This window comes from Litchfieldia alkalitelluris, assembly GCF_002153425.1.
Taxonomy (GTDB): domain Bacteria; phylum Bacillota; class Bacilli; order Bacillales; family Salisediminibacteriaceae; genus Evansella; species Evansella alkalicola.
Genome location: NZ_KZ119600.1, coordinates 2,785,772 through 2,808,674, shown reverse-complemented (window position 1 = coordinate 2,808,674; position 22,903 = coordinate 2,785,772). Strand labels below are relative to the sequence as shown.

The window sequence follows — 22,903 nt, the reverse complement described above, 5'->3', positions numbered from 1 at the left end:
TACGCTTGGCTGAAGCCTTTCTTGATAGGAGGATTCATTTGTGAAACAACATGTAAATGTCATTGGTGCCGGATTGGCAGGGAGTGAAGCCGCATGGCAGCTAGCGAAAAGGGGCATTCCAGTTCACCTTTATGAGATGAGACCTAAAAAGCAAACACCTGCTCATCATACAGATAAATTTGCAGAGCTTGTCTGCAGTAACTCTTTAAGAGCTGATACACTTACAAATGCTGTAGGTGTACTTAAGGAAGAGATGAGAAAGCTAGATTCAGTAATTATACAATCGGCAGATCATTGTAAAGTTCCTGCAGGAGGTGCCCTTGCAGTGGATCGCCATGAATTCGCAGCCCATGTTACTGAATCCGTAAAAAATCATGAACTTGTTACTGTATTTAGTGAAGAAGTGACTGGAATACCTGAAGGACCTACTATCATTGCTACAGGTCCCCTAACATCTGAAAGTCTTTCCAATGAATTGAAGGCATTGACAGGTGAAGAATACTTATACTTTTACGATGCTGCTGCGCCAATAATAGAAACTGACTCCATTGATCGTGAAAAGGTGTATTTAAAATCCCGTTATGATAAAGGGGAAGCAGCATACTTAAATTGTCCTATGACGGAAGAGGAATTTGATCGCTTTTACAATGCATTAATAGAGGCGGAAACTGTACCTGTAAAAGAATTTGAAAAAGAGATGTTCTTTGAAGGGTGTATGCCGATCGAGGTGATGGCAAAGCGGGGACGTAAAACAATGCTGTTTGGACCATTAAAACCAGTTGGGCTGGAAGATCCAAAAACAGATAAGCGTCCATTTGCAGTGGTTCAATTGCGTCAGGACAATAGTTCTGGTACGCTATATAATATTGTTGGTTTTCAGACACATATGAAGTGGGGTCCACAAAAAGAGGTTATTCAATTAATTCCTGGGCTTGAAAATGCTGAAATCGTTAGGTACGGTGTGATGCATAGAAACACTTTCATAAACTCTCCTAACCTGCTGAATGCAACTTATCAATATAAGCATCGTGACGATTTATTCTTTGCCGGTCAAATGACTGGAGTTGAAGGATACGTGGAATCTGCCGCTGCTGGATTAGTTGCAGGAATTAATGCAGCAAGATTTGTTAGTGGACAAGATACAGTTACATTCCCAGAGGAAACAGTTATTGGGGCAATGGCTCATTATATTACTACTGCAAATCCTGATAACTTTCAACCGATCAATGCTAACTTCGGCTTATTACCTCCTTTTGAAAAAAGGATTAGGAACAAGAAAGAAAGAAACGAACAGCATGCTGAACGTGCATTGGGAACAATTCAGAATTTTGTGAAAAAATTGTAAACTTTATTGAAAGGGCTACTAAATTGTGTTACTATTTAGTAGCTTTTAAAAATGAATAAAGGTTTGGGTATAAATGAACCAGGAGTGGGTTAAACAGTTTATACAATATCTGCAAATTGAAAAAGGTGTATCAGTCCACACAATTAAAAATTATCAAAGAGATATTAATGACTTTTACTATTTTTTTGAAAGCCGTACAACTAATGTTGAGCATACATACACAGAAGTACGAGAGTATTTGAATGATCTCATTTATCGCGCCTATTCAAGAAAGTCAATTGCGAGAAGAGTGTCAGCTTTACGGTCTTTCTATAAATATTTATTGAAAGAAGGAGCGGTTTCTCAAAACCCCTTTAACATGATTGCGGTTTCAAACAGTAGAAAGGGCTCGCCCCCTGTTTTTGCCGAAAAGGAAATCAATTCTCTATTTGATTCAATTGATACTACAGAAGCATTAGGGAAAAGGAACTTGGCTCTAATCGAACTGTTATACGCAACGGGCATTCGTGTTAGTGAATGTGTAGATCTGAACATAAGTGACTATGATAAGGATATTGGTACAATACATGTTAATGGAAAAGGTAGAAGAGAAAGGTATGTACCAGTTGGCAGTTTAGCAATGGAAGCATTAGAGAATTATTTAACTAATGGAAGACCAAAGATTTTACAAAGAATATCAAGTGAAAAAGCATTATTTCTTAACTATCGTGGTGGGAGAATTACTGACAGGGGTGTTAGAGTGGTATTGAGTAAGTTGATGGAAAATACCTCTAATATCATGAAAATTAGTCCAGATGTCATAAGACATACCTTTGCTACACATATGTTAAATGAAGGGGCTGATTTCCGAACAGTTCAAGAACTTTTAGGGCACAGCACCTCTTCTTCTACACAAAGATATGCGCATGGTACAAAGGATCGTTTGACTGAAGTTTATAGATCATCACATCCGAGAGCTTGATAAAGGAGGATACTATGGAGCAGATTCGCGGTACGACTATATTCGCTGTAAAACATAAAGGGAATTGCGCAATGGCAGGGGATGGCCAAGTAACCTTTGGTAATGCAGTTGTGATGAAACACACTGCAAAGAAGGTACGTAAGTTATATCGTGGGAAAGTAATTGCTGGTTTTGCCGGATCAGTTGCTGATGCATTTACATTATACGAAAAGTTCGAGCAGAAGCTGGAAGAGTTCGGGGGTAATCTACAAAGGGCTGCCGTTGAACTTGCAAAAGACTGGCGTAGTGACAGAGTATTAAGAAAACTTGAGGCTATGCTTATTGTAATGGATCAATCTAATTTATATCTCATAGCCGGTACTGGAGAAGTAATAGAACCTGATGATGGGATTTTAGCGATAGGTTCAGGTGGCAACTATGCTCTTGCCGCTGGTAGAGCTTTAAAGAAATATGGTAGTGATCTTTCCGCGAAAGATATTGCATATGAAGCGTTAAAGACTGCTGCTGATATATGTGTTTATACGAATGACCAAATTATCGTTGAAGAATTGTAAAGAGAAATGGTGCCTTAGTTAGCAAGTATAAGGGAGGAATTTAGATGAGTGAAAAATTAACTCCACGACAAATAGTTGAAAAGCTAGATCAATATATTGTTGGTCAAGATAAAGCGAAAAAGTCAGTGGCAGTAGCCCTTCGGAATCGATATCGTAGAAACCAATTAGAAGAAACGATGAGAGAAGAAATCACTCCGAAAAATATTCTTATGATCGGTCCCACTGGTGTTGGTAAGACTGAACTAGCACGACGCCTTGCTAAATTAGTAGGTGCGCCCTTTGTGAAAGTGGAAGCTACTAAGTTTACTGAGGTTGGTTATGTAGGTCGCGATGTGGAATCGATGGTTAGGGATTTAGTGGAGACATCTATCCGTCTTGTAAAAGAAGAAAAAATGCAAAAAGTAAAAAAACAGGCAGAAGAAAATGCAAATCAAAGACTTGTTGAATTGTTGGTGCCTGCTAAGAAAAAGGAAACGTCCTATCGTAACCCATTGGAGATGTTATTCCAAGGTTCCCAAGGAGAACAGCCTGACCAGGAGGACACTGTAGAAGAAGAGTCAGTCCGTGATCGTAGAAAACGTATTAGCCATCAATTGGCGATGGGTGAATTAGAAGATACCTTGGTTACTATTGAGGTAGATGAACAACAACAAGGGAACTTTTTTGATATGTTTCAAGGTGCAGGAATGGACCAAATGGGAATGAACATGCAAGATATGCTTGGAAGCATGGTACCAAAACGTAAAAAACGAAGGAAGATGGCCGTAAAGGAAGCGCGTAAAGTCCTAACTGATGATGAGGCACAAAAATTGATCGATATGGATGAAGTCACACAAGATGCAGTTTCAAAAGCTGAACAATTGGGAATCATTTTTATTGACGAGATTGATAAGGTTGCCGGAAAAAGTCAGCAACAGTCTGCCGATGTTTCGAGGGAAGGTGTCCAACGAGATATTCTACCAATTGTCGAAGGATCAACGGTAATGACAAAGTACGGACCAGTGAAGACGGATCATGTACTATTTGTTGCAGCAGGGGCTTTTCACTTTTCAAAACCTTCTGATTTAATTCCAGAATTGCAGGGGAGATTTCCAATTCGTGTTGAGCTATCTAGCTTAACAGTGGATGATTTTATACGAATATTGGTTGACCCAAATAATGCATTAACGAAACAATATCAAGCATTATTAGAAACAGAAGGAATAAAATTGAAATTTTCTGACGATGCTATTCATAAAATAGCTAAAATCGCTACGGAAGTAAATGATGAAACTGAAAATATCGGTGCGCGCAGACTCCATACGATTTTAGAAAAGCTATTAGAAGATCTTTCATTCGAAGCATCAGAAATAACAATGGAAGAAATAGTAATCACAGATGAGTATGTTGAGGATAAGCTACAAAATGTAGTTAAGAATCGCGATTTAAGTCAGTACATTTTATAACTATTGGAGGAGAAGAAATGGATTTATTATCAAAAACAAGAAAAATTAATGAATTGCTTCAAACGAGTGCTGGTCAATCAGTAAACTTTAAGGATATGGCAGAAACCCTTCGAGATGTAATCGAAGCGAATGTATTTATTGTTAGTCGTCGTGGGAAATTATTGGGTTATTCAATAAAACAGGAAATTGAAAACCCTCGAATGAAGCAAATGCTAGAAGAAAGACAGTTCCCAGAGGAATATACACAAGGTCTTTTTAAACTTGATGAAACATCGTCTAATTTAGATATTAACAGTGAGTTCACTGCCTTTCCTGTAGAAAATAAAGATTTATTTGCAAAAGGACTAACAACTGTTGTACCTATCACTGGTGGTGGTCAGAGATTAGGAACATTAATTTTAGCTCGTCTTGAACGTTCATTTGATAATGATGACCTATTGTTAGCTGAATATGGTTCTACTGTAGTTGGAATGGAAATTTTACATGAAAAGACAGAAGAGATTGAGCAAGAAGCACGCAGCAAAGCGGTAGTGCAAATGGCTATTAGTTCACTTTCTTATAGTGAATTAGAGGCAGTAGAGCATATATTTGAGGAATTAGACGGGAATGAAGGGCTTCTAGTAGCTAGTAAGATTGCTGACAGAGTAGGAATCACTCGTTCTGTAATCGTTAACGCACTTAGAAAATTAGAAAGTGCAGGAGTAATTGAGTCACGTTCGTTAGGAATGAAAGGTACTTATATAAAAGTACTGAATAATAAATTCTTAGTAGAATTAGACAAAATGAAAAATTAATTAATTTCATCAAATAATTAGTATAATAACCAACATAGATTGGTGATTATTAATTACCAAAGCTCTATACGATATTTACTAAACATATCAAGAAAGTATCATGTACTCATGTACCTGGTACTTTCTTTTTTTATGTATACGTGACTATCCTCATAAACGGGACTAGGTCTTTTATATTGAACTCATTTAATTTCAAAGACTGTTAGACAAGTCTTGCATATTGATATAAAATACAATTTGTAGTTAATAACTCGATTTTTGTAGAAAGTCATAGAATTTACTAGAATAATAGGTTTTTATTGGCGTATTATGGTACATATACAAATATTATCCAAGTATTGAAAGCTTGGAGTGAGGGAGTGGGAGTTCAAATGAACTTAATTAATAATTCTACGAATGCTTTATTACAAACAGCTATGTCATCAGCAATGACCCGACAAAAGACAATTGCTAACAATATTGCAAACGCAGATACTCCAAACTACAAAGCCAAAAAAACAGTTTTTGCCCATGAATTGGAACGTGCTAGTGATGCACATAGATTGCAATCATTTCGTACTGATTCACGGCATTTTGAATTTGGTGGGAGTGACAATATCCCTAGTGCTCGAGTCGTAGAGAGATCTAATACACAAATGAACCATAACGGAAATAATGTGGATATTGATATAGAGATGGCCGATTTGGCCCAGAATCAAATATATTACAATACATTGATTGATCGAATGAATGGAAGATTCAATAGTATTCGTACAGTATTAGGACAAGGGAGGTAATGGTTGATGTCAATATTTAATGGTATGAATATAACAGCTTCTGCATTGACAGCCCAACGACTTAGAATGGATGTCATTTCCTCCAATATGGCAAATGCAGAAACGACACGAGGTAGAATGGTAGAGGGCGAGTGGCAACCTTACCGAAGGAAGATGGTAGTGATGGAACCAAATGGATCTGCATTTTCTTCCCATTTACAACGGGCTATGGGTAATAACTCCACCAGTGGTTCGGGAGTAAAAATAAGTCAAATCGCTGAAGATCAAACACCATTTAAATTAGTTTTTCAACCTGACCATCCTGATGCAAATGAAGATGGTTATGTTTCCATGCCTAATGTGGACCCTTTAAAGGAAATGGTTGATTTGATGAGCACTACAAGATCATACGAAGCGAATGTGACAACATTTGATGCCCATAAAAACATGTTGTTAAAGGCATTAGAAATCGGTAGATAATTTTAAGGTGGAGGGTCATAATTAATGGAAATTAACAAATTACAAAATATGCAGCAATTACAATCAATCATGAAGCCGCAAAATCTTGGAAACAAGTTAACTCCACATGAAGCGCAGACTTCTTTTAAAAACTGGTTAAATGAAGCGATTACAAATGTAAATCAATCACAAGTAAATTCTCAGAAAATGACTGAAAAAGTTGTTAGGGGAGAAAATGTTGACCTGCACGATGTAATGATTACTGCACAGCAAGCGAGTATTACACTCCAAACCACTGTTGAAATTAGAAATAAAGTCATTGAAGCTTATCAAGAAGTCATGAGAATGCAAGTTTAATTTTGCTCTAATATATTTATCGGATGTATATTTCATTTTTTGAGTATATTTTTAATTATTTTTTTGTCTTATACAAATCTTTTTGGAATTAGTTGGAGGAATCATGAACGAAAAAATGGCAGGCCTAAAAAAAAACAACAACCGAGTTCTGGCAAGGGAGATCGAAAAAGGAGAAACAATTAATAATTTCTTCTGTCATCATAATCCTTTTGTTAACCCTGACGTTCATGTGGTTTGGGACTCGAACAACATATGTCCCACTGTATTCCAATTTGACGATACAAGAAACTGGGGAAATAAAGGAAGTTCTCGATTCGAGGGGAGTTCCTTCTGAAATTGCTGATAATGGTACGACAATCCTTGTTCCTCACAATCATGTGAATGACTTAAAGGTGAGTTTAGCAGCAGAAGGAGTACCTAATAGTGGAAGGATCGATTACGGTACATTTAGGGATAGTATGGGGTTTGGTACAACGGATAATGAATTTAGCCTTCTAGAACGAGCAGCGATCCAAACATCGCTAGAGGATCTTTTCCGAAGTATAGATGGAATAAATGCAGCACATGTAATGATTACACTTCCTGAAGAAAGTATTTGGTTGTCAGATCAAGGGCAGGAAGCAACTGCAGCAATTACTTTGAATCTTCAAACTGGTTACAGGTTGGATCAAGAGCAAATTAGGGCACTTTATCACCTAGCATCAAGAAGTGTACCGAATTTACCTGTAGAAAATATTGTAATAATGGACCAAATGTCGAGATACATGGAACTATTTGACGATCAAGCTGAGGTAAATACTACCTTTTCCATGTATGAGCAGCAGCGAAATATTCAAAGAGACATAGAAAAGGATATACAAAGGCAAGTACAACAAATGTTAGGGACGTTAATGGGGCCTGACAAGGTGCTAGTAACTGTTAGTACAGATTTAGACTTCACACAGGAAAATAGACAGGAACAACTTGTAACTCCTGTCAATGAAGAGAACATGTCTGGAATTGCTGTTAGTGTGGAGCGAATCACAGAGACATACACTGGGGAAGACGTTCCTGAAGGTGGTATTCCAGGGACTGGAGAAACTGATATTCCTGGATATCCTGGAGCTGGTGTAACTGGTTCTGGGGATTATGAACGGATGGAAGAAAGAATTAATAATGATGTGAACCGAATTCAACGTGAAATTGTTGAAAGTCCTTATAAGATAAGAGACATTGGAATACAAGTGATGGTTGAACCTCCGGATCCTGAAAACCCAGCTTCATTACCCGCTGAAAGACTAGATGATATTCAGCAAATTCTTGGTCAAATTGTTCGTACTTCCATTGATCAAGAGTACACTGCGAATTGGGAGCAGCAAGATATTAATGAACGAATATTTGTATCACAATCACAGTTTCTTGGAAAAGTGGAATTAGAAATACCTGAAGAGGCTGGTACTCCATTATGGTATTACATTGTAGGAGGATTAGTTGTCTTAATCATTTTACTATTGTTCTTACTGATACGAAAAGGAAGAAGGACTGTAGAGGAAACGATTGAAGAGGAAACTATTGAACAGGAAGAAATTCAAGATTTAACGATGATGGAAGAAAAAGATTCAGAAGAAAAAGTACGTAGGAAACAGTTGGAAAAACTGGCGAAGGAAAAACCAGATGAGTTTTCAAAACTAGTTCGCACGTGGCTTTCTGAAGACTAAGGGGGGAGAACAATGGCGAAAAAAAAGCAGCTAACAGGCCGAGAGAAAGTTGCGATACTATTGATCTCTTTAGGACCTGATGTCTCAGCGAATGTATATAAACATTTATCAGAAGAGGAAATAGAGAAACTTACACTTGAGATAGCTGGTGTGAGGAAGGTCGATAATCAAACGAAGGAAGAAGTGTTGGATCAATTTCATCAGTTAGCTCTTGCACAAGACTATATAACCCAAGGTGGTATTGGATACGCAAAGAGTGTCTTAGAAAAGGCACTAGGGGAAGATGAGGCTATGCAAATTATTAATCGTCTCACTTCGACCTTACAGGTGAAGCCATTTGACTTTGCTAGAAAAGCTGATCCGACACAGATATTAAACTTTATTCAAAATGAGCACCCGCAAACAATTGCATTAATTTTATCTTATTTGGAAAGTGAGCAAGCAGGTCAAATACTATCTGAATTACCGCAAGAATTACAGGCTGATATTGCTAGAAGAATTGCTTTAATGGATAGTACTTCACCGGAAATAGTAAATGAAGTAGAAAGTATATTAGAGCAGAAGCTCTCAGCTACAGTGACCCAAGATTACACGCAAGCTGGTGGTGTTGAATCTGTTGTGGAAGTATTAAATAGTGTAGATAGAAGCACAGAACGCACGATTTTAGATGCACTAGAAATACAAGACCCAGAGCTGGCGGAAGAGATCAAAAAGAGAATGTTTGTATTTGAGGATATTGTTACATTAGACAATCGCTCTATTCAAAGAGTTATACGTGATGTAGAGAACGAAGATTTACAACTTGCATTGAAAGTTGCAAGTGATGAGGTAAAAGAGACTGTCTTTAATAATATGAGTCAAAGGATGGTCGAAACCTTTAAAGATGAAATGGAGTTTATGGGCCCTGTTAGACTTCGAGATGTGGAGGAAGCTCAAACACGTATTGTTGGTGTGATTCGCCGTTTAGAGGACGCTGGTGAGATCGTTATTGCACGTGGTGGAGGAGATGATATCATTGTCTAAATTGATTAAATCTAATAACGCCATTCAAGCATCTCCTAGCTCCAAGGAAATAAAAGTGAAATCGATTGTTTTTCCAAATACTTATGATGGAGATGTAAATGATAATGATCATTCAGTAGCTCGTCAAGTTCACTATGTAGAACGAGGGGAGTTAATGAAGCAAGCAGAAGCGGAAGCACAACTTTTAATTGATGAAGCTAAGTTCCAAGTGGAGTCTATGAAAGAGGAAATTGAAATGTACCAGGCTCAAATAGAACAAGAGGCTGAAAAGCGATATGCTGAAGCTTTTGAGGCAGGAACTGAAAGAGGTTACCAAGATGGCCTTCTCAAAGGTCAACAAGATTATGAAACTTGCATTCAAAAGGCGAAAGAAATCGTTGCAAAGGCTGAGGAAGACTACTATAAACATATAGAAGATTCTGAAGAAGAAATGCTTGAATTAGCCATTAAGCTTGCAAAAAAAATTATCGGAAATACATTTAATGAAACGAATGAAGCATGGGTGCATTTATTAAGAGAAGCGGTAATGGAAATTAGGGGTCAAGAAGAAGTTAGGATTTATGTAAACCCTCATTGGTATGAATTAACATTGCAACATCTTGATGAGCTCAAACAACTGGCACTCCATACGAACAAATTATATATATACCCAGATAATACTTTATCTGAATCAAGTTGCATTATTGAAACCCCTTTCGGGCAGGTAGACGCTAGCCTAGATAGCCAGTTAAACGAAATGAAAAGAGTACTAGTTAGTAAGTTAAATGAGGGTGTCGCAAATGAAATTTGATCAACTTGTTCAGGAAATAGATTCGATACCTTCATTAGTTCATTTTGGAAAAGTAAAGCAACTAGTAGGTCTTATGATTGAATCTAAAGGTCCTCAAGTTTCAATTGGAGAGATTTGTTATATCCATGTAGGACCACCATCTAATAGGAAAGTGATGGTAGAGGTAGTGGGGTTTCGTGAAGAAAATGTTCTTTTGATGCCATTTGATCAAATTCATGATATTTCCCCTGGATGTTTGGTGGAAGCAACCAGTAAATCTCTACAAGTTAATATAGGGACAAGCCTAATTGGAAAAGTTATAGATGGAATAGGGCGCTCCTACGACAACCAAGGGTTAGCGAAGGGGACCTTACCATACCCAACTGATAATCCACCACCAAACCCTCTAAAGAGGCCGAGAATAACGGAACCTTTGAGCTTAGGAGTACGTGCTATTGATGGACTATTCACAGTGGGAAAAGGGCAACGTGTCGGGATCTTTGCAGGAAGCGGAGTAGGTAAAAGTACGCTCATGGCGATGATTGCAAAGAAATCTGATGCAGATATAAATGTCATAGCTCTAATTGGAGAACGTGGAAGAGAAGTAAGGGATTTCGTAGAAAGGGATCTTGGAGAAGAAGGTTTAAAAAATTCAATCGTGGTTGTGGCCACTTCAGACCAGCCAGCACTAATGAGAATTAAAGGCGCTTTCACGGCAACTGCAATAGCAGAATATTTTCGGAATCAAGGGTTAAATGTCACATTAATGATGGATTCCGTTACACGTGTAGCAATGGCGCAAAGGGAAATTGGTTTAGCTACTGGTGAACCGCCAACAACGAAAGGTTATACACCTTCTGTGTTTGCCCTACTACCACGTCTCTTAGAACGAAGCGGAACAAATGAGTATGGTACTATTACTGCCTTTTATACTGTATTAGTTGACGGAGATGATTTAAATGAACCGATATCTGATACTGTGAGGGGAATTTTAGATGGACATCTTGTATTAGATCGGAAGCTAGCAAATAAAGGTCAGTTTCCAGCTATTAATGTTTTAACAAGTATAAGTCGAATTATGAACGATATAGTTTCTGAGCAGCATCGCAAGGCAGCAGACAATTTGAGAAAGTTACTAGCTACCTATCAAGATTCAGAGGATTTGATTAGTATTGGAGCTTATAAAAGGGGTACCAACCAACTAATTGATGAAGCAATAAATCGTCATCCAAGCATTATAAATTTTCTGAAGCAAGAAGTGGACGGGAGTATAACCTTTGATGATGCTGTAGCTCAACTATTAGAGGAGTTTGGGAAAGGGGTAACATAATGAGTTTTCAATTTACATTACAAAAAGTTCTTGAGATGAAAGAGCATAATAAAATGGAAGCTCAATTAGAATACCAGGACGCAATGCGCAAATTCGAAGAAGTAGCAACGGAATTATATCATGTATTAAAAAAGAAGGAAGAGATTTTGCAGACTTATGAAGAGAATATTGGAAAAGGTGTACCAATTTCTATTATTCAACAGACGGAAGAAGCTTTACGATTTTTACAACTCCAAATCGACCGACTTCAAGAATCAACACACTATGCGAGGTCGTCCATGAACGAAAAACAGCAATTATTGTTAACCTCAACAGTTGATTTAAAAAAATATGAAAAAATGAAAGAAAAAAAGTTTCAACAATATGAAGTTGAACAAAAAAGGTTTGAAAACAAGAACCTAGATGAAGTTTCAGTACAGCAATATATGAATCGGTAGATAGGTGAAGCTATGAAAAATGATAACTCACAAAACAAATGGCAAGTCTTCTTTATGCTCATCTTCATTCCAGGTGTTTTCGCAGTAATATTGGCTGTAGCAGTATTAAGCTTTATGAATGTCAATATCGTTGATAACGTGAAACAAGTAGTATCTATGTTACCTTTCGTTGATGGAGAAAATGAAGAAACAATAGAGACTGAAGAGAATGTTGAAGAGATGCTTGTGCAATTGGAGCATGAAAACAGCACATATTTAACAACAATTCAAAGTTTAGAATATGAAATGGAGCAAAAAAACCTCCAAATTATTGAGTTAGAAGAGCGAATTGATCAACTAGTCCAACAAGAAAATGAAAATGAAATTCAAGAATCAAATGAGAGTGCAGATTATGGAGACATTGTAAGAACGCTTGAAGGAATGACAGCATCAAAGGCAGCTCAAATTGTATCGGAAATGGAAGAAGATGAAGCGGTGTTGTATTTAAGACTTATGAATACTGACGCCCGATCTCAGATTTTAAGTAGAGTAGATCCATCAAAAGCAGCTAATATCATTAGTAAACTTGTTGATTAATGATAAAACGAATGCTTGAAAGGGGGTGAGAATAAGTGAATGATATTATGGCAGCATTTCCTATGACTAAAAAAACTTTACCAGGGAGTAACGGCAACAAAGTTGATGTAGAAGGCACCCAAAAGGGGAATTTGTTCCATCAAATGTTGAATCAGTTAAATCAGGTCACAGAGGAAACTTCAGGCGTAATTGCTAATGGAATGGAGAAACAGGAAACGCATCAAGATTGGCTAGGGGAAGGCGAATTAATTGATATTCCTATCAATATGGAAGATATTGAGGAAATACTTGAAATCCTTCCAAAAGAATTTAAAGATGAACTCCTCCAATTATTTAGTGGAGACCAATCTTTTTCAAGTGAGGATTTACTAAATCAAGTTATAGAAAATCCAGATCCAATGAATCTTTTGAAAATGATAATTGCTTTCACTCATATGGAAAATAGCTCGTACATTGAAATGAGAGGGATTGGACACACTCATTTCCTAAGCCAAGTAGAAAAGGTTTTACAAACAGTCTTTCCAACGTTTGTGTTGGAAAACAGTACAAAGTCATATGGTAACGTGTTTGAGCAATTAAGTAGTCATTTAAAAACGATTTTGCAAGGCTTGGAAAAGGATAGTGGATTAAGTTTAAAAGAACAATTAAGGTATGTTTCATCTAGACCTGATCGAGAGACAGTTGAAAGGATTTTCCTTAATACTTTTCGACAGAATGAATCCAATGTAACAGCTAATACCCAATTTATGATAAGCTCATTCGATACAAATAACAGTCATATGTCGCGAGTCCAGCAATTAATGCTACATACTGGTGGACAAGGGGATCGGGTTTCTGAAGAGCAATTTATGCGACAGATTCAAAATATGTTAAATAGAAATCAATTCCAGCAATTAAGTAATGGAATCCAGCAGATCAGTCTAAAGCTACACCCACAATCATTAGGAAGACTTGATATTAATATCCAACAAGTAAATGGTATTTTAGTTGCAAAAATGATGACGACAACTGCTGCTGCTAGGGAACTGATTGAAGGGCAATTAAATCAATTACGTCAAGCTTTCCAAGGGCAAAATATACAAGTAGATAGAATAGAAATCACTCAGCAACAGACACAGCAAACGAACCAAAATCCTTTCAAAGATTCACAGGAAGGTCAAGGAGAAAATAGGAGAGAAGAGTCCCTTAAACAAGATGATTTGGAACAGCAAGATGACGAAGATAATTTTCAGGAATTCCTCCAAGACTTGATCGATATGAAAGTGTAGGGTGATCATAAATGACAATTGCGATCAATGATAGTTTGTATCTAGCAGATTATCAAAAACAAAAAAGAAACACGAATGATTTAGACAAAGATGCGTTCTTACGAATTTTAATTGCTCAGCTTCAAAATCAGGATCCATTGAATCCGATGGAAGATAAAGAGTTTATAGCACAAATGGCCCAATTTACTTCGTTAGAGCAAATGACAAACATGAATTCAAATCTAGAAAAGTTTATACAAAGTCAACAACAGAGTCAATTTATCTCTCACAGTGAACTTATTGGGAAAAAAGTAACGTGGGATAGGGAAGTAAATGAAAACGGAAATCGAAGAATGGAAAAAATGGAAGGTGTTGTAACAACAGTAAAGTTTAAAAATGGATCAGCTGAGTTATTGGTTGATGAAACATACACCATCTCAGTAAAAGACATCAATACAGTTTCCATTCCAAAATAATTGTATAGGAGGTGAGGTTAGTGAATCACAAAATAATGCCCCATCACCTGCAGCAGTCATTTATAAAGCCATCTCAGAAAACAGGTTCTCCTGTTAAACATAAGGTTGAGACATTTCAGTCGGTGTTTCAAAAAACTGTCGCTGTTAGTGAGAGTATAAAGGTTAGTAAACATGCGGAAATGCGTTTGAATGAACGTGGAATTAACATAACTCCTGAAACTTGGAAACAAATACAGGAAAAAGTAAATGAGGCTAGTCATAAAGGAATCTGTGATTCTCTTGTTGTGACGGAAAATGCAGCACTCGTTGTAAGTGTAAAAAATAATACAGTCATCACTGCAATGGATAGGGAAGAAGCTCAATCCCAGTTATTTACTAATATAAATGGAGCAATTTTGATGAACTAGGCCGGACCGAAAGGAAGCCTATTGCTGTTGAATGATGGATACAGCATAAACAATTTGAAGGGAGTTTTTCTTATGTTACGTGCTATGTACTCAGGTATAGGTGGAATGAGTAATTTCCAGACTAAGTTAGATGTAATTGGTAATAACATCGCTAACGTTAATACATTTGGTTATAAAAAAGGTAGAGTAACCTTTGAGGATCTAGTAAGCCAGCAATTATCAGGTGCTAGTACTCCTACTGAAAACCGAGGCGGTACTAACCCGATGCAAATGGGATTAGGTAGTACTCTTGCTTCCATTGATACAATTCAGACCCAAGGATCTTTGCAGACTACTGGAAGAGATTTAGATATAGGTATAACTGGTGATGGATTTTTTATCGTTAATGACGGTAACCAAACGTATTACACTAGAGCTGGAAATTTCTATCTTGATCAACAGGGGAACCTTGTTAACTCTAATGGATTAAGAGTACAAGGTTATGGTGTTGGAGCAGATGGGAATATCAATGAAGCTGCAGGGATTGGAAGCTTGCAAATACCAGCAGGAATGACTATACCACCGCAAGCAACGACGGAAGCTACAGTCCGAGGGAACTTAGATTCAGAGACAGTGGTTGGAAATTCAAGAAACATTGAGTTTTATGTAGTTGATGAGATTGGTAGACCACATTTAATAGAGGTTTCCTTTACAAAAGATTCTAATAACGAGTGGTCCTATGCCGTTTCCTCTGAAAGTGCAGCAGTAACAGGTGGTACGACTGGTACGCTTGAATTTAATAGTGGTAATTTAGATGATGATAATACAGAACTCACTCTAGTGTTTAATGATCCAAATATTAATAATGTAGCATTTAATTTAGATTTTTCACGAATTACTCAATACGACAGGAATTCAAATGTTGATATTTATAGTGTAAATGGAAACATAGATGGAACATTAGAGAGTTATAACATTTCCAGTACAGGGGAAATTAATGGTGTCTTTTCAAATGGACAAGTGAGATTACTGGGCCAAATCGCCCTGGCGTCATTTAATAACCCAGAAGGACTAACAAAGAGTGGAGCTAATACCTATCAAGTGTCGAATAACTCCGGGATGCCACAAGTAGGCTTTCCTAGTGATGGTGGTAGAGGATCACTTACTGGTGCAGCCCTTGAAATGTCTAACGTTGACTTGTCTGAGGAATTCACAGAAATGATTGTTGCTCAGCGTGGTTTCCAAGCGAATACACGAATTATTACGACTTCTGATGAAATATTACAAGAACTAGTAAACTTAAAACGTTAAGTTGGCTCGGCTTAGCGCTTAAATTATTTAAGTGTTAAGCCAGTCAAATTTTTAGGGAGGAACGACTTGGATAAAACCACCAAGTCTAACTAAACAAATGATTTTATTAACCAAATTAAATGGACAAACATTTACTTTAAACGCTCTATATATTGAACAAATTCAAGAGTTTCCTGATACGACTATTACGATGATGAATGGAAAGATTTTAGTTGTTAAAGATTCGGAGGAAGATGTACGTATAAAGGTTGAAGAGTTTTATCGTCAAGTGGGGTTAACAGCCATGAAAAGGATAGGTGATCACAGTGTTTAAAAATCGACTTTTAAAAATTATGATAATCATTCTCCTAGCCCTGACCTTAATTGGCGCTTTAACTTTAGTCCTTTATACACAATTTTTTGATGAAGCTAGTGCCCACGAAGAACAGACAATCGATGACATTTTAAGACTCTCAGTCGAAACAGACGAGATAATTACAAACTTATATACAAATCATATTATTCGTGCGCAATTTGTTATTGAACTAGATAGTATGAAAGCTAGAAATGAATTCGAAAAAAGAGATTTTCAAGTAGAAAACCTAATCATTCAAGAGCTATCAGACATGAAAGAAAGTGATTTCCGTGGTTCTGATGGAATTAGACAAATTGAAGAGCAATTACGACTAAGAGTAAATGAGATAATGCAAGATGGAGAAGTAGTAAATGTCTATATGAATCAACGAGTGATTCAATAAGAATTGAGCCATCAAGAGTAGTTGTAAGAAAAGAGGTGAGTCTTTTTGGCAGATGTCTTATCCCAAGGGGAAATTGATGCCCTGTTATCCGCCTTATCTACTGGGGAAATGGATGCGGAAGAATTAAAAAAAGAAGAGACAGAGAAAAAAATAAAGGTTTATGACTTTAAAAGAGCTTTACGTTTTTCTAAGGATCAAATTAGGAGTTTAACGAGAATTCATGAAAACTATGCGAGACTATTGACAACACAATTATCGGCACAGTTGAGAACGTTTGTTCAGATATCAGTAGCTTCTGTTGATCAGCTCCCATACGATGAGTTCATACGTTCCGTCCCAAAAATGACATTGTTAAATGTATTTGAGCCAGTCCCCCTTGATGGAAGATTCGTAATGGAAATCAATCCAAACATTGCCTATGCAATGTTGGATCGATTGTTAGGTGGTCAAGGGGCTTCAGTTAATAAAGTGGAGACCTTAACTGAAATTGAATCAAAAATCCTTACTCAGTTATTTCAAAGAAACTTAGAAACTTTCAGAGAGGCTTGGGAATCCGTTGTTGAAATAGACCCAATCATGGAAGAAATTGAAGTCAATCCTCAATTTTTGCAATTAGTTTCACCAAATGAAACGGTGGTTGTAATCTCGTTATCAACTGCTATTGGTGAAGCTACAGGGATGATCAATATATGCCTTCCACATGTAGTAATAGAGTCTATCCTACCTAAGCTTTCTGTTCATTTATGGATGCAACAAAAGAAGAAAGATAGAGTGCCAATGGAACAAGAAGCGTTAGAGTTGAATGTCAAGCGGGCACCATTGGACGTTGTAGTAGAACTTGGTAAGTCAGAGATAACTATACAAGAGTTTTTACAGCTTGATAAGGGTGATATAGTTGAACTCAATCAATTAATTGAATCCCCGTTATTAGTGAAAGTTGCTGAACAACCAAAATTTTTAGGACAACCGGGTAAAGTAAAAGAAAAAATAGCACTCCAGATTACTGAAACTATTGAAGAGGAGGGTGATGGTCATGAGTGATGAAATGTTATCTCAAGATGAGATAAATGCTCTTTTAAGTGGCTTACAATCAGATGAAGCTGATACAGCTGAGGAAAGCGAAGCTTCTAAATCATTAAATGTTGAGAATTATTTATCTGGCATTGAGCAAGATGCCATTGGAGAAATTGGGAATATATCATTTGGTAGTGCTGCCACTGCCCTATCTACGTTATTAAATCAAAAGGTAGATATTACTACACCTAAAGTAACTGTTGTTAAAAAGAAGGAATTAGCAGATGAGTTTCCTAAACCACATGTAAATATTGCAGTCCATTATACAGATGGATTTGAAGGTATGAATTTACTTGTTGTAAAAACCCGTGATGCCGCTGTGATTGCAGATTTAATGTTAGGTAATGATGGCTTGAATGTCACGGAAGTATTAGGTGAAATGGAAATTAGTGCGGTACAAGAAGCTATGAACCAAATGATGGGGTCTGCTTCCACTTCTATGTCAACGATTTTTAATAAGAGAGTTGATATATCACCCCCAGGTATAGATATTTTAGAGAAAAGTGATTATTCAGATCATCAATTTCTACCTGATGAAGATGTTCTTGTTAAAATTTCTTTTAACCTCAAGGTTGGTGATTTAATAGATTCTAAGATTATGCAGTTAATTCCTGTAAGTTTTTCTAAGGACTTAGTAGAAGAATTAATGAATCCAAGTAATGGAGAATCGGTTGAGCAAAGTCAAGATCCAGTACAAGGTGTAGCAAAAGAAGTAAAGCAAGAAGTTCAACAAAATGCAGAAACAACGGCAGTTCCTGAATCAAGTTACACCAATAACGATCTATTTGATAATCATCGTCAGGAACCAGTGTACGAGCAGAGGTCTCATCAACAACAGCATATAACCTCTACACCAGAGCGTACTGCAAATGTCCATCCTGCTGCATTCACTAATTTTGATGCTACACCGTTAGGAGAGACGGAAGCAAAGAATTTGGAAATGTTATTTGATATTCCTTTACAGGTAACGGTGGAATTAGGAAGAACAAAGCGGACGATAAAAGATATTTTAGAACTAGCGCAAGGATCTATTATTGAACTCGATAAACTTGCAGGTGAGCCTGTAGATATTTTAGTAAATCAGAAACTAATCGCTAAAGGGGAAGTCGTTGTAATCGATGAAAACTTTGGTGTAAGAGTGACAGATATTGTCAGCAAGAAAGAGAGGATTAATAAACTATAATAGTATTGTAGACTTAAAATACCACATCTTAATAGGAGGATATGACAATGGCAGTAAAAGTATTGATTGTAGACGACGCTGCGTTTATGCGCATGATGATAAAGGATATTTTAACAAAGAACGGTTTCGAAGTAGTAGCTGAAGCTGGGGACGGTGCACAGGCAGTTGATATGTATAAAGAGCACTCTCCAGATCTTGTTACCATGGATATTACCATGCCGGAAATGGACGGGATTACATCTTTAAAGGAAATAAAAAAAATGGATCCAAATGCAAAAGTAATTATGTGTTCTGCGATGGGACAACAGGCGATGGTTATTGATGCCATCCAAGCAGGGGCGAAAGACTTTATTGTTAAGCCATTTCAAGCCGATCGTGTATTAGAAGCAATTAATAAGACACTAGGATAATTGCTTTCAAAGGAGTGTGTCTTTTGAAACATAAAGTTATTTTATTTTTGGTTACGACATTAGTAGTCTTTATCATATTCCCAACAATCATCCATGGAGAAGAACAGTGGGAAGATGGTGGAGGTAGTGTAAATGATATGTTTAGGGACAGGGAAGAAGTAGAGACAATTGATCCTCAAAACAGTAATGATAATGAACTAGACGAAATAGAAACAGAAGAAGATGACGCAGAGGCCTTAGAAGAAGGTGACGCAGAGGCCGTACTTGGAGAAGGCCCTGACCAAAACTTATTTTTCCTATCATTGCAAATGTTTTTTGCACTTGCTTTTGTTATTTTTCTTATTTATGCCCTTTTAAAATTTGTTAACAATAGGAGCCGTTCCTTTCGCAATCATTCTACAATTGAAAGTGTCGGGGGGGTAGGATTAGGTTCTAATCGTTCTGTTCAGATGGTTAGGGTTGGGAAAAAGGTGTACCTTCTAGGTGTGGGGGAGTCAGTAAACTTACTAAAAGAAATTGAAGACCCAAATGAAGTTGAGATTATTCTTGAAGAACATCGTCCACAAGATACTTTTGATCAACCAGTCATGAAAGTATCTAACTGGGTAAAAGAAAATGTAATGAATCGTTCTGCAGAAAGAGATAGCTCTTCATTTCAATCCCTTTTCAAAAAAGAATTAAATGATGTCAAGGAGTCCCAAGATAAAGTTTACTCCGCATTGAAGGAGAAAGACCAATGATAGAACTTTTTTCCATGATACAGATCCCTGCTCTCGATATTTTTAGTGAGGAGCCAGGTGACCTTACGGCAACGGTGCAATTATTACTTTTATTAACAGTACTATCGTTAGCACCAAGTATTTTAATTTTAATGACTTGTTTTACGAGAATTGTAATCGTCCTTTCTTTTGTTCGTTCGGGGTTAGCAACACAGCAAATGCCCCCGAACCAAGTAATAGTTGGACTAGCACTTTTCTTAACATTTTTCATTATGGCGCCAATATTTGGGGAAGTAAATGAAAATGCACTACAGCCATTATTTGAAGGTGAGATTTCGCAGGAAGAAGCTTTTGATGCTGCAACCATTCCAGTAAAGGAGTTTATGGCAAAGCATACGAGAGAAAAGGACTTAGCTTTGTTTATGGGGTATGCGGGTATGCCTCGACCAGAAACGCTTGATGACATTCCTTTAACGGCATTAGTTCCTGCTTTTGCCATTAGTGAATTAAAAACAGCTTTTCAAATAGGTTTTATGATTTTTGTACCATTTCTAGTCATTGATATGGTAGTAGCAAGTGTACTTATGTCAATGGGAATGATGATGCTTCCACCTGTTATGATTGCTTTACCATTTAAAATATTACTATTTGTAATGGTGGATGGGTGGCATTTAGTTGTACGTTCTTTACTATTAAGTTTTTAGAAGGTGATGTAAATGAGTTCAGAAATGGTAATTTCATTAGCAGAGAGAGGTATCTTCACTGTACTTGTTATTGCAGGACCACTCCTTGTTGTTGCACTGGGAATTGGGTTATTAGTTAGTATTTTTCAGGCAACCACCCAGATTCAAGAACAAACATTAGCATTTATTCCTAAAATTGTAGGAGTACTAATTGCACTCATTGTATTTGGTCCATGGATGCTAACACATGCCATCAGTTTTGCATCACAAATTTTTAGTAACCTACATCGGTTTGTAGGTTAGATAAATGGAAGAAATTATTCAATGGCTGCCTGCATTTTTATTAATTTTAGTTAGGGTTTCTGCGTTCCTAATAACATTACCTTTTTTTTCTTATCAAAATATACCAGGCCCAATCAAAATTGGGCTCGCAGTGTTTATCTCTTGGATTATGTTTTTCTCCGGTGATTGGCCTTTGTTGGAATTGAATTATAGTTATTATCTTTTGATCATTAAAGAAGCAATGGTGGGTCTTTCAGTAGGTTTAGTGGCCATGATCATGTTATATGCCATTCAAATTGCAGGTGGCTTTATTGATGTGAAAATGGGATTTATGATTGCTAATGTTATTGATCCGCAAACCGGTGCTCAATCCCCATTAACAGGGGGATACTTGTACACATTTGCTCTTTTATTCTTACTTGCTACGGATGCGCATCATCTGTTACTCGATGGTGTTTTCTATAGTTATTTATTTATACCGATGGACCAAATGTTTATTCCATTCGGGCAAGAAAATGTGATTAATTTTGTAGTGACGAGTTTTAATACAATGTTTCTTATCGCATTTCAAATGGCAATGCCTATTGTTGGGTCTCTATTCTTAGTAGATGTGGCATTAGGAATGATTTCAAGAACAGTACCACAGGTAAACGTTTTTGTTGTAGGACTACCATTAAAAATACTAGTAGGTTTCATCATGTTGGTTCTTGTGATGGCACCATTCTTTGTACTTGTACAACATTTGATAGAAACGATGACGTTAACAATGAGAACGCTGATGGAACTGTATGGAGGGGCTTAGTGATGTATCTGTCACTGGATTTACAATATTTTTCACAAGAAAAGACGGAAAAAGCAACTCCTAAAAAACGGCAAGAATCAAGAAAAAAAGGACAAGTTTCGAAAAGTTCCGACGTAAATACTGCTTTCATATTATTATTTGTTTTTCTTTCTTTTATGTTTATTGGTCCTTTTGCATCAGAGCAACTATTTACTTTAACTGGATTTACGTTTCAAGAATACTTACTCATTGAGTTAACCGAAGAAAATGTACAGGCAATGTTTATTGAATATACTTTTCAGGCAGTTGCCGTAGTTGCACCAATCATGCTTGCGGCGATGGTCGCAGGGATTGTAAGTAATTATATGCAGGTTGGATTTTTATTTGCACCTGAAGCAATTAAAATGAAGCTTGAAAAAATTAATCCTATTAAAGGCTTTAAACGGATATTTTCTGTCCGTGCCTTAGTAGAGTTTCTTAAATCAATGTTGAAAATTACACTAGTTGGTATTGTAACATTTAGTGTTTTGTGGATTTTTATAGATGATATTTTAAAGCTATCCCTCTACACCGTAGAAGAAAGTGTTAGGTTTGTTGGTAATTTAATGGTGATTATGGGTCTTGCTGTAGCAGTGTTATTAATATTTTTATCAGTCTTAGATTATATGTACCAAAAGTATGATCATGAAAAAAATATACGAATGTCTAAGCAGGACGTAAAAGATGAGTATAAAAAGACAGAGGGAGACCCGTTAATCAAATCAAAAATTAAAGAAAAACAACGACAGATGGCTATGAGTAGAATGATGCAAGAGGTTCCGAAAGCTGATGTTGTGATTACAAATCCTACTCACTATGCGGTCGCACTAAAATATGATAACGAAAACATGGAAGCACCAATTGTTATTGCAAAAGGTGTTGATTTTATAGCACTGAAGGTTATTAAAGTAGCTAAACATAATGGTGTAATGACCGTTGAGAACCGTCCACTTGCACGGGCCTTATATAGTCAAGCAGAAATAGGAGATCAAGTTCCGGAAGATTTGTTTAAAGCGGTTGCTGAGGTACTTGCTTATGTGTACCGTATACAGAAAAAATTGTGATAAGTGGTA

28 protein-coding genes are annotated in these 22,903 nt (G+C 36.8%); all 28 read left to right on the top strand.

Going from position 1 to position 22,903, the window contains the following annotated elements; genetic code table 11:
• Positions 1–40 precede the first annotated feature (40 nt).
• Positions 41–1,345, top strand: coding sequence for an FADH(2)-oxidizing methylenetetrahydrofolate--tRNA-(uracil(54)-C(5))-methyltransferase TrmFO (gene trmFO, locus BW724_RS13445; protein WP_088075704.1), 1,305 nt, complete (start codon positions 41–43; stop codon positions 1,343–1,345).
• A gap of 73 nt (positions 1,346–1,418) precedes the next feature.
• Positions 1,419–2,306 carry a tyrosine recombinase gene (locus BW724_RS13440; protein ID WP_088075703.1) on the top strand — a complete coding sequence of 296 codons (888 nt, stop codon included), beginning with the start codon at positions 1,419–1,421 and terminating at the stop codon, positions 2,304–2,306.
• Between the two features lie 14 nt (positions 2,307–2,320).
• A complete protein-coding gene (gene hslV, locus BW724_RS13435) occupies positions 2,321–2,860 on the top strand; it encodes an ATP-dependent protease subunit HslV (protein ID WP_088075702.1) in 540 nt (179 codons plus the stop codon).
• A gap of 44 nt (positions 2,861–2,904) precedes the next feature.
• The gene (gene hslU, locus BW724_RS13430; RefSeq protein ID WP_088075701.1) at positions 2,905–4,305 is read left to right on the top strand and encodes an ATP-dependent protease ATPase subunit HslU; all 1,401 of its coding nucleotides are present in this window, start codon (positions 2,905–2,907) and stop codon (positions 4,303–4,305) included.
• Positions 4,306–4,322: 17 nt separating this feature from the next.
• On the top strand, positions 4,323–5,099 hold the full coding sequence (gene codY, locus BW724_RS13425; RefSeq protein ID WP_088075700.1) for a GTP-sensing pleiotropic transcriptional regulator CodY: 777 nt from the start codon (positions 4,323–4,325) through the stop codon (positions 5,097–5,099).
• Positions 5,100–5,470: 371 nt separating this feature from the next.
• Positions 5,471–5,875, top strand: coding sequence for a flagellar basal body rod protein FlgB (gene flgB / locus BW724_RS13420; protein WP_088077921.1), 405 nt, complete (start codon positions 5,471–5,473; stop codon positions 5,873–5,875).
• Positions 5,876–5,881: 6 nt separating this feature from the next.
• On the top strand, positions 5,882–6,334 hold the full coding sequence (gene flgC, locus BW724_RS13415; protein ID WP_088075699.1) for a flagellar basal body rod protein FlgC: 453 nt from the start codon (positions 5,882–5,884) through the stop codon (positions 6,332–6,334).
• A 24-nt stretch (positions 6,335–6,358) separates the two neighbouring features.
• The gene (gene fliE / locus BW724_RS13410; protein ID WP_088075698.1) at positions 6,359–6,670 is read left to right on the top strand and encodes a flagellar hook-basal body complex protein FliE; all 312 of its coding nucleotides are present in this window, start codon (positions 6,359–6,361) and stop codon (positions 6,668–6,670) included.
• A gap of 182 nt (positions 6,671–6,852) precedes the next feature.
• On the top strand, positions 6,853–8,367 hold the full coding sequence (gene fliF, locus BW724_RS13405) for a flagellar basal-body MS-ring/collar protein FliF (RefSeq protein ID WP_216943308.1): 1,515 nt from the start codon (positions 6,853–6,855) through the stop codon (positions 8,365–8,367).
• Between the two features lie 12 nt (positions 8,368–8,379).
• Complete coding sequence (gene fliG, locus BW724_RS13400) at positions 8,380–9,390, top strand: flagellar motor switch protein FliG (RefSeq protein WP_088075697.1); 1,011 nt, start codon at positions 8,380–8,382, stop codon at positions 9,388–9,390.
• Positions 9,383–10,180 carry a flagellar assembly protein FliH gene (gene fliH, locus BW724_RS13395; protein WP_176371412.1) on the top strand — a complete coding sequence of 266 codons (798 nt, stop codon included), beginning with the start codon at positions 9,383–9,385 and terminating at the stop codon, positions 10,178–10,180. The genes fliG and fliH overlap by 8 nt, the downstream gene beginning before the upstream one ends.
• Entirely contained in the window at positions 10,170–11,489 is a 1,320-nt protein-coding gene (gene fliI / locus BW724_RS13390) for a flagellar protein export ATPase FliI (RefSeq protein ID WP_088075695.1), read from the top strand. The genes fliH and fliI overlap by 11 nt, the downstream gene beginning before the upstream one ends.
• Positions 11,489–11,926, top strand: coding sequence for a flagellar export protein FliJ (gene fliJ / locus BW724_RS13385; protein WP_088075694.1), 438 nt, complete (start codon positions 11,489–11,491; stop codon positions 11,924–11,926). Before fliI ends, fliJ begins: the two co-directional genes overlap by 1 nt.
• A 12-nt stretch (positions 11,927–11,938) precedes the next feature.
• Complete coding sequence (locus tag BW724_RS13380; RefSeq protein WP_088075693.1) at positions 11,939–12,502, top strand: MotE family protein; 564 nt, start codon at positions 11,939–11,941, stop codon at positions 12,500–12,502.
• A 35-nt stretch (positions 12,503–12,537) separates the two neighbouring features.
• Positions 12,538–13,770, top strand: a complete 1,233-nt coding sequence (locus BW724_RS13375; RefSeq protein ID WP_088075692.1) for a flagellar hook-length control protein FliK — start codon at positions 12,538–12,540, stop codon at positions 13,768–13,770.
• A gap of 11 nt (positions 13,771–13,781) precedes the next feature.
• The gene (gene flgD / locus BW724_RS13370; RefSeq protein ID WP_088075691.1) at positions 13,782–14,225 is read left to right on the top strand and encodes a flagellar hook assembly protein FlgD; all 444 of its coding nucleotides are present in this window, start codon (positions 13,782–13,784) and stop codon (positions 14,223–14,225) included.
• A gap of 20 nt (positions 14,226–14,245) precedes the next feature.
• Positions 14,246–14,632, top strand: coding sequence for a TIGR02530 family flagellar biosynthesis protein (locus BW724_RS13365; protein WP_235848976.1), 387 nt, complete (start codon positions 14,246–14,248; stop codon positions 14,630–14,632).
• 72 nt (positions 14,633–14,704) lie between these two features.
• Entirely contained in the window at positions 14,705–15,922 is a 1,218-nt protein-coding gene (locus BW724_RS13360) for a flagellar hook protein FlgE (RefSeq protein ID WP_088075690.1), read from the top strand.
• 97 nt (positions 15,923–16,019) lie between these two features.
• A complete protein-coding gene (locus BW724_RS13355; RefSeq protein WP_088075689.1) occupies positions 16,020–16,235 on the top strand; it encodes a flagellar FlbD family protein in 216 nt (71 codons plus the stop codon).
• Entirely contained in the window at positions 16,228–16,659 is a 432-nt protein-coding gene (fliL, locus tag BW724_RS13350) for a flagellar basal body-associated protein FliL (RefSeq protein WP_088075688.1), read from the top strand. The genes BW724_RS13355 and fliL overlap by 8 nt, the downstream gene beginning before the upstream one ends.
• Positions 16,660–16,704: 45 nt before the next feature.
• Positions 16,705–17,700, top strand: a complete 996-nt coding sequence (fliM, locus tag BW724_RS13345) for a flagellar motor switch protein FliM (RefSeq protein WP_088075687.1) — start codon at positions 16,705–16,707, stop codon at positions 17,698–17,700.
• Positions 17,693–18,916, top strand: a complete 1,224-nt coding sequence (gene fliY / locus BW724_RS13340) for a flagellar motor switch phosphatase FliY (RefSeq protein ID WP_088075686.1) — start codon at positions 17,693–17,695, stop codon at positions 18,914–18,916. Before fliM ends, fliY begins: the two co-directional genes overlap by 8 nt.
• A gap of 47 nt (positions 18,917–18,963) precedes the next feature.
• On the top strand, positions 18,964–19,326 hold the full coding sequence (locus BW724_RS13335; RefSeq protein WP_088075685.1) for a response regulator: 363 nt from the start codon (positions 18,964–18,966) through the stop codon (positions 19,324–19,326).
• A gap of 23 nt (positions 19,327–19,349) precedes the next feature.
• On the top strand, positions 19,350–20,066 hold the full coding sequence (locus BW724_RS13330; RefSeq protein ID WP_088075684.1) for a flagellar biosynthetic protein FliO: 717 nt from the start codon (positions 19,350–19,352) through the stop codon (positions 20,064–20,066).
• Entirely contained in the window at positions 20,063–20,749 is a 687-nt protein-coding gene (gene fliP, locus BW724_RS13325; RefSeq protein WP_088075683.1) for a flagellar type III secretion system pore protein FliP, read from the top strand. Before BW724_RS13330 ends, fliP begins: the two co-directional genes overlap by 4 nt.
• 12 nt (positions 20,750–20,761) lie before the next feature.
• Positions 20,762–21,031 (top strand): flagellar biosynthesis protein FliQ, encoded by a 270-nt coding sequence (gene fliQ, locus BW724_RS13320; RefSeq protein ID WP_088075682.1) that lies wholly within the window; start codon positions 20,762–20,764, stop codon positions 21,029–21,031.
• 4 nt (positions 21,032–21,035) lie between these two features.
• Entirely contained in the window at positions 21,036–21,812 is a 777-nt protein-coding gene (fliR, locus tag BW724_RS13315; protein WP_088075681.1) for a flagellar biosynthetic protein FliR, read from the top strand.
• Positions 21,813–21,814: 2 nt separating this feature from the next.
• Complete coding sequence (gene flhB / locus BW724_RS13310) at positions 21,815–22,894, top strand: flagellar biosynthesis protein FlhB (RefSeq protein WP_088075680.1); 1,080 nt, start codon at positions 21,815–21,817, stop codon at positions 22,892–22,894.
• Positions 22,895–22,903 lie beyond the last annotated feature (9 nt).

What these genes read in the sequence shown, in the direction of transcription:
- fliQ (WP_088075682.1), top strand. Translation starts at nt 20,762, where the DNA reads ATGAGTTCAGAAATGGTAATTTCATTAGCAGAGAGAGGTATCTTCACT.
- flgD (WP_088075691.1), top strand. Translation starts at nt 13,782, where the DNA reads ATGACAATTGCGATCAATGATAGTTTGTATCTAGCAGATTATCAAAAA.
- BW724_RS13380 (WP_088075693.1), top strand. Translation starts at nt 11,939, where the DNA reads ATGAAAAATGATAACTCACAAAACAAATGGCAAGTCTTCTTTATGCTC.
- fliE (WP_088075698.1), top strand. Translation starts at nt 6,359, where the DNA reads ATGGAAATTAACAAATTACAAAATATGCAGCAATTACAATCAATCATG.
- BW724_RS13355 (WP_088075689.1), top strand. Translation starts at nt 16,020, where the DNA reads ATGATTTTATTAACCAAATTAAATGGACAAACATTTACTTTAAACGCT.
- hslV (WP_088075702.1), top strand. Translation starts at nt 2,321, where the DNA reads ATGGAGCAGATTCGCGGTACGACTATATTCGCTGTAAAACATAAAGGG.
- fliY (WP_088075686.1), top strand. Translation starts at nt 17,693, where the DNA reads ATGAGTGATGAAATGTTATCTCAAGATGAGATAAATGCTCTTTTAAGT.
- fliR (WP_088075681.1), top strand. Translation starts at nt 21,036, where the DNA reads ATGGAAGAAATTATTCAATGGCTGCCTGCATTTTTATTAATTTTAGTT.
- hslU (WP_088075701.1), top strand. Translation starts at nt 2,905, where the DNA reads ATGAGTGAAAAATTAACTCCACGACAAATAGTTGAAAAGCTAGATCAA.
- BW724_RS13335 (WP_088075685.1), top strand. Translation starts at nt 18,964, where the DNA reads ATGGCAGTAAAAGTATTGATTGTAGACGACGCTGCGTTTATGCGCATG.
- flgB (WP_088077921.1), top strand. Translation starts at nt 5,471, where the DNA reads ATGAACTTAATTAATAATTCTACGAATGCTTTATTACAAACAGCTATG.
- fliJ (WP_088075694.1), top strand. Translation starts at nt 11,489, where the DNA reads ATGAGTTTTCAATTTACATTACAAAAAGTTCTTGAGATGAAAGAGCAT.
- fliP (WP_088075683.1), top strand. Translation starts at nt 20,063, where the DNA reads ATGATAGAACTTTTTTCCATGATACAGATCCCTGCTCTCGATATTTTT.
- BW724_RS13360 (WP_088075690.1), top strand. Translation starts at nt 14,705, where the DNA reads ATGTTACGTGCTATGTACTCAGGTATAGGTGGAATGAGTAATTTCCAG.
- BW724_RS13440 (WP_088075703.1), top strand. Translation starts at nt 1,419, where the DNA reads ATGAACCAGGAGTGGGTTAAACAGTTTATACAATATCTGCAAATTGAA.
- codY (WP_088075700.1), top strand. Translation starts at nt 4,323, where the DNA reads ATGGATTTATTATCAAAAACAAGAAAAATTAATGAATTGCTTCAAACG.
- fliG (WP_088075697.1), top strand. Translation starts at nt 8,380, where the DNA reads ATGGCGAAAAAAAAGCAGCTAACAGGCCGAGAGAAAGTTGCGATACTA.
- fliI (WP_088075695.1), top strand. Translation starts at nt 10,170, where the DNA reads ATGAAATTTGATCAACTTGTTCAGGAAATAGATTCGATACCTTCATTA.
- flgC (WP_088075699.1), top strand. Translation starts at nt 5,882, where the DNA reads ATGTCAATATTTAATGGTATGAATATAACAGCTTCTGCATTGACAGCC.
- flhB (WP_088075680.1), top strand. Translation starts at nt 21,815, where the DNA reads ATGTATCTGTCACTGGATTTACAATATTTTTCACAAGAAAAGACGGAA.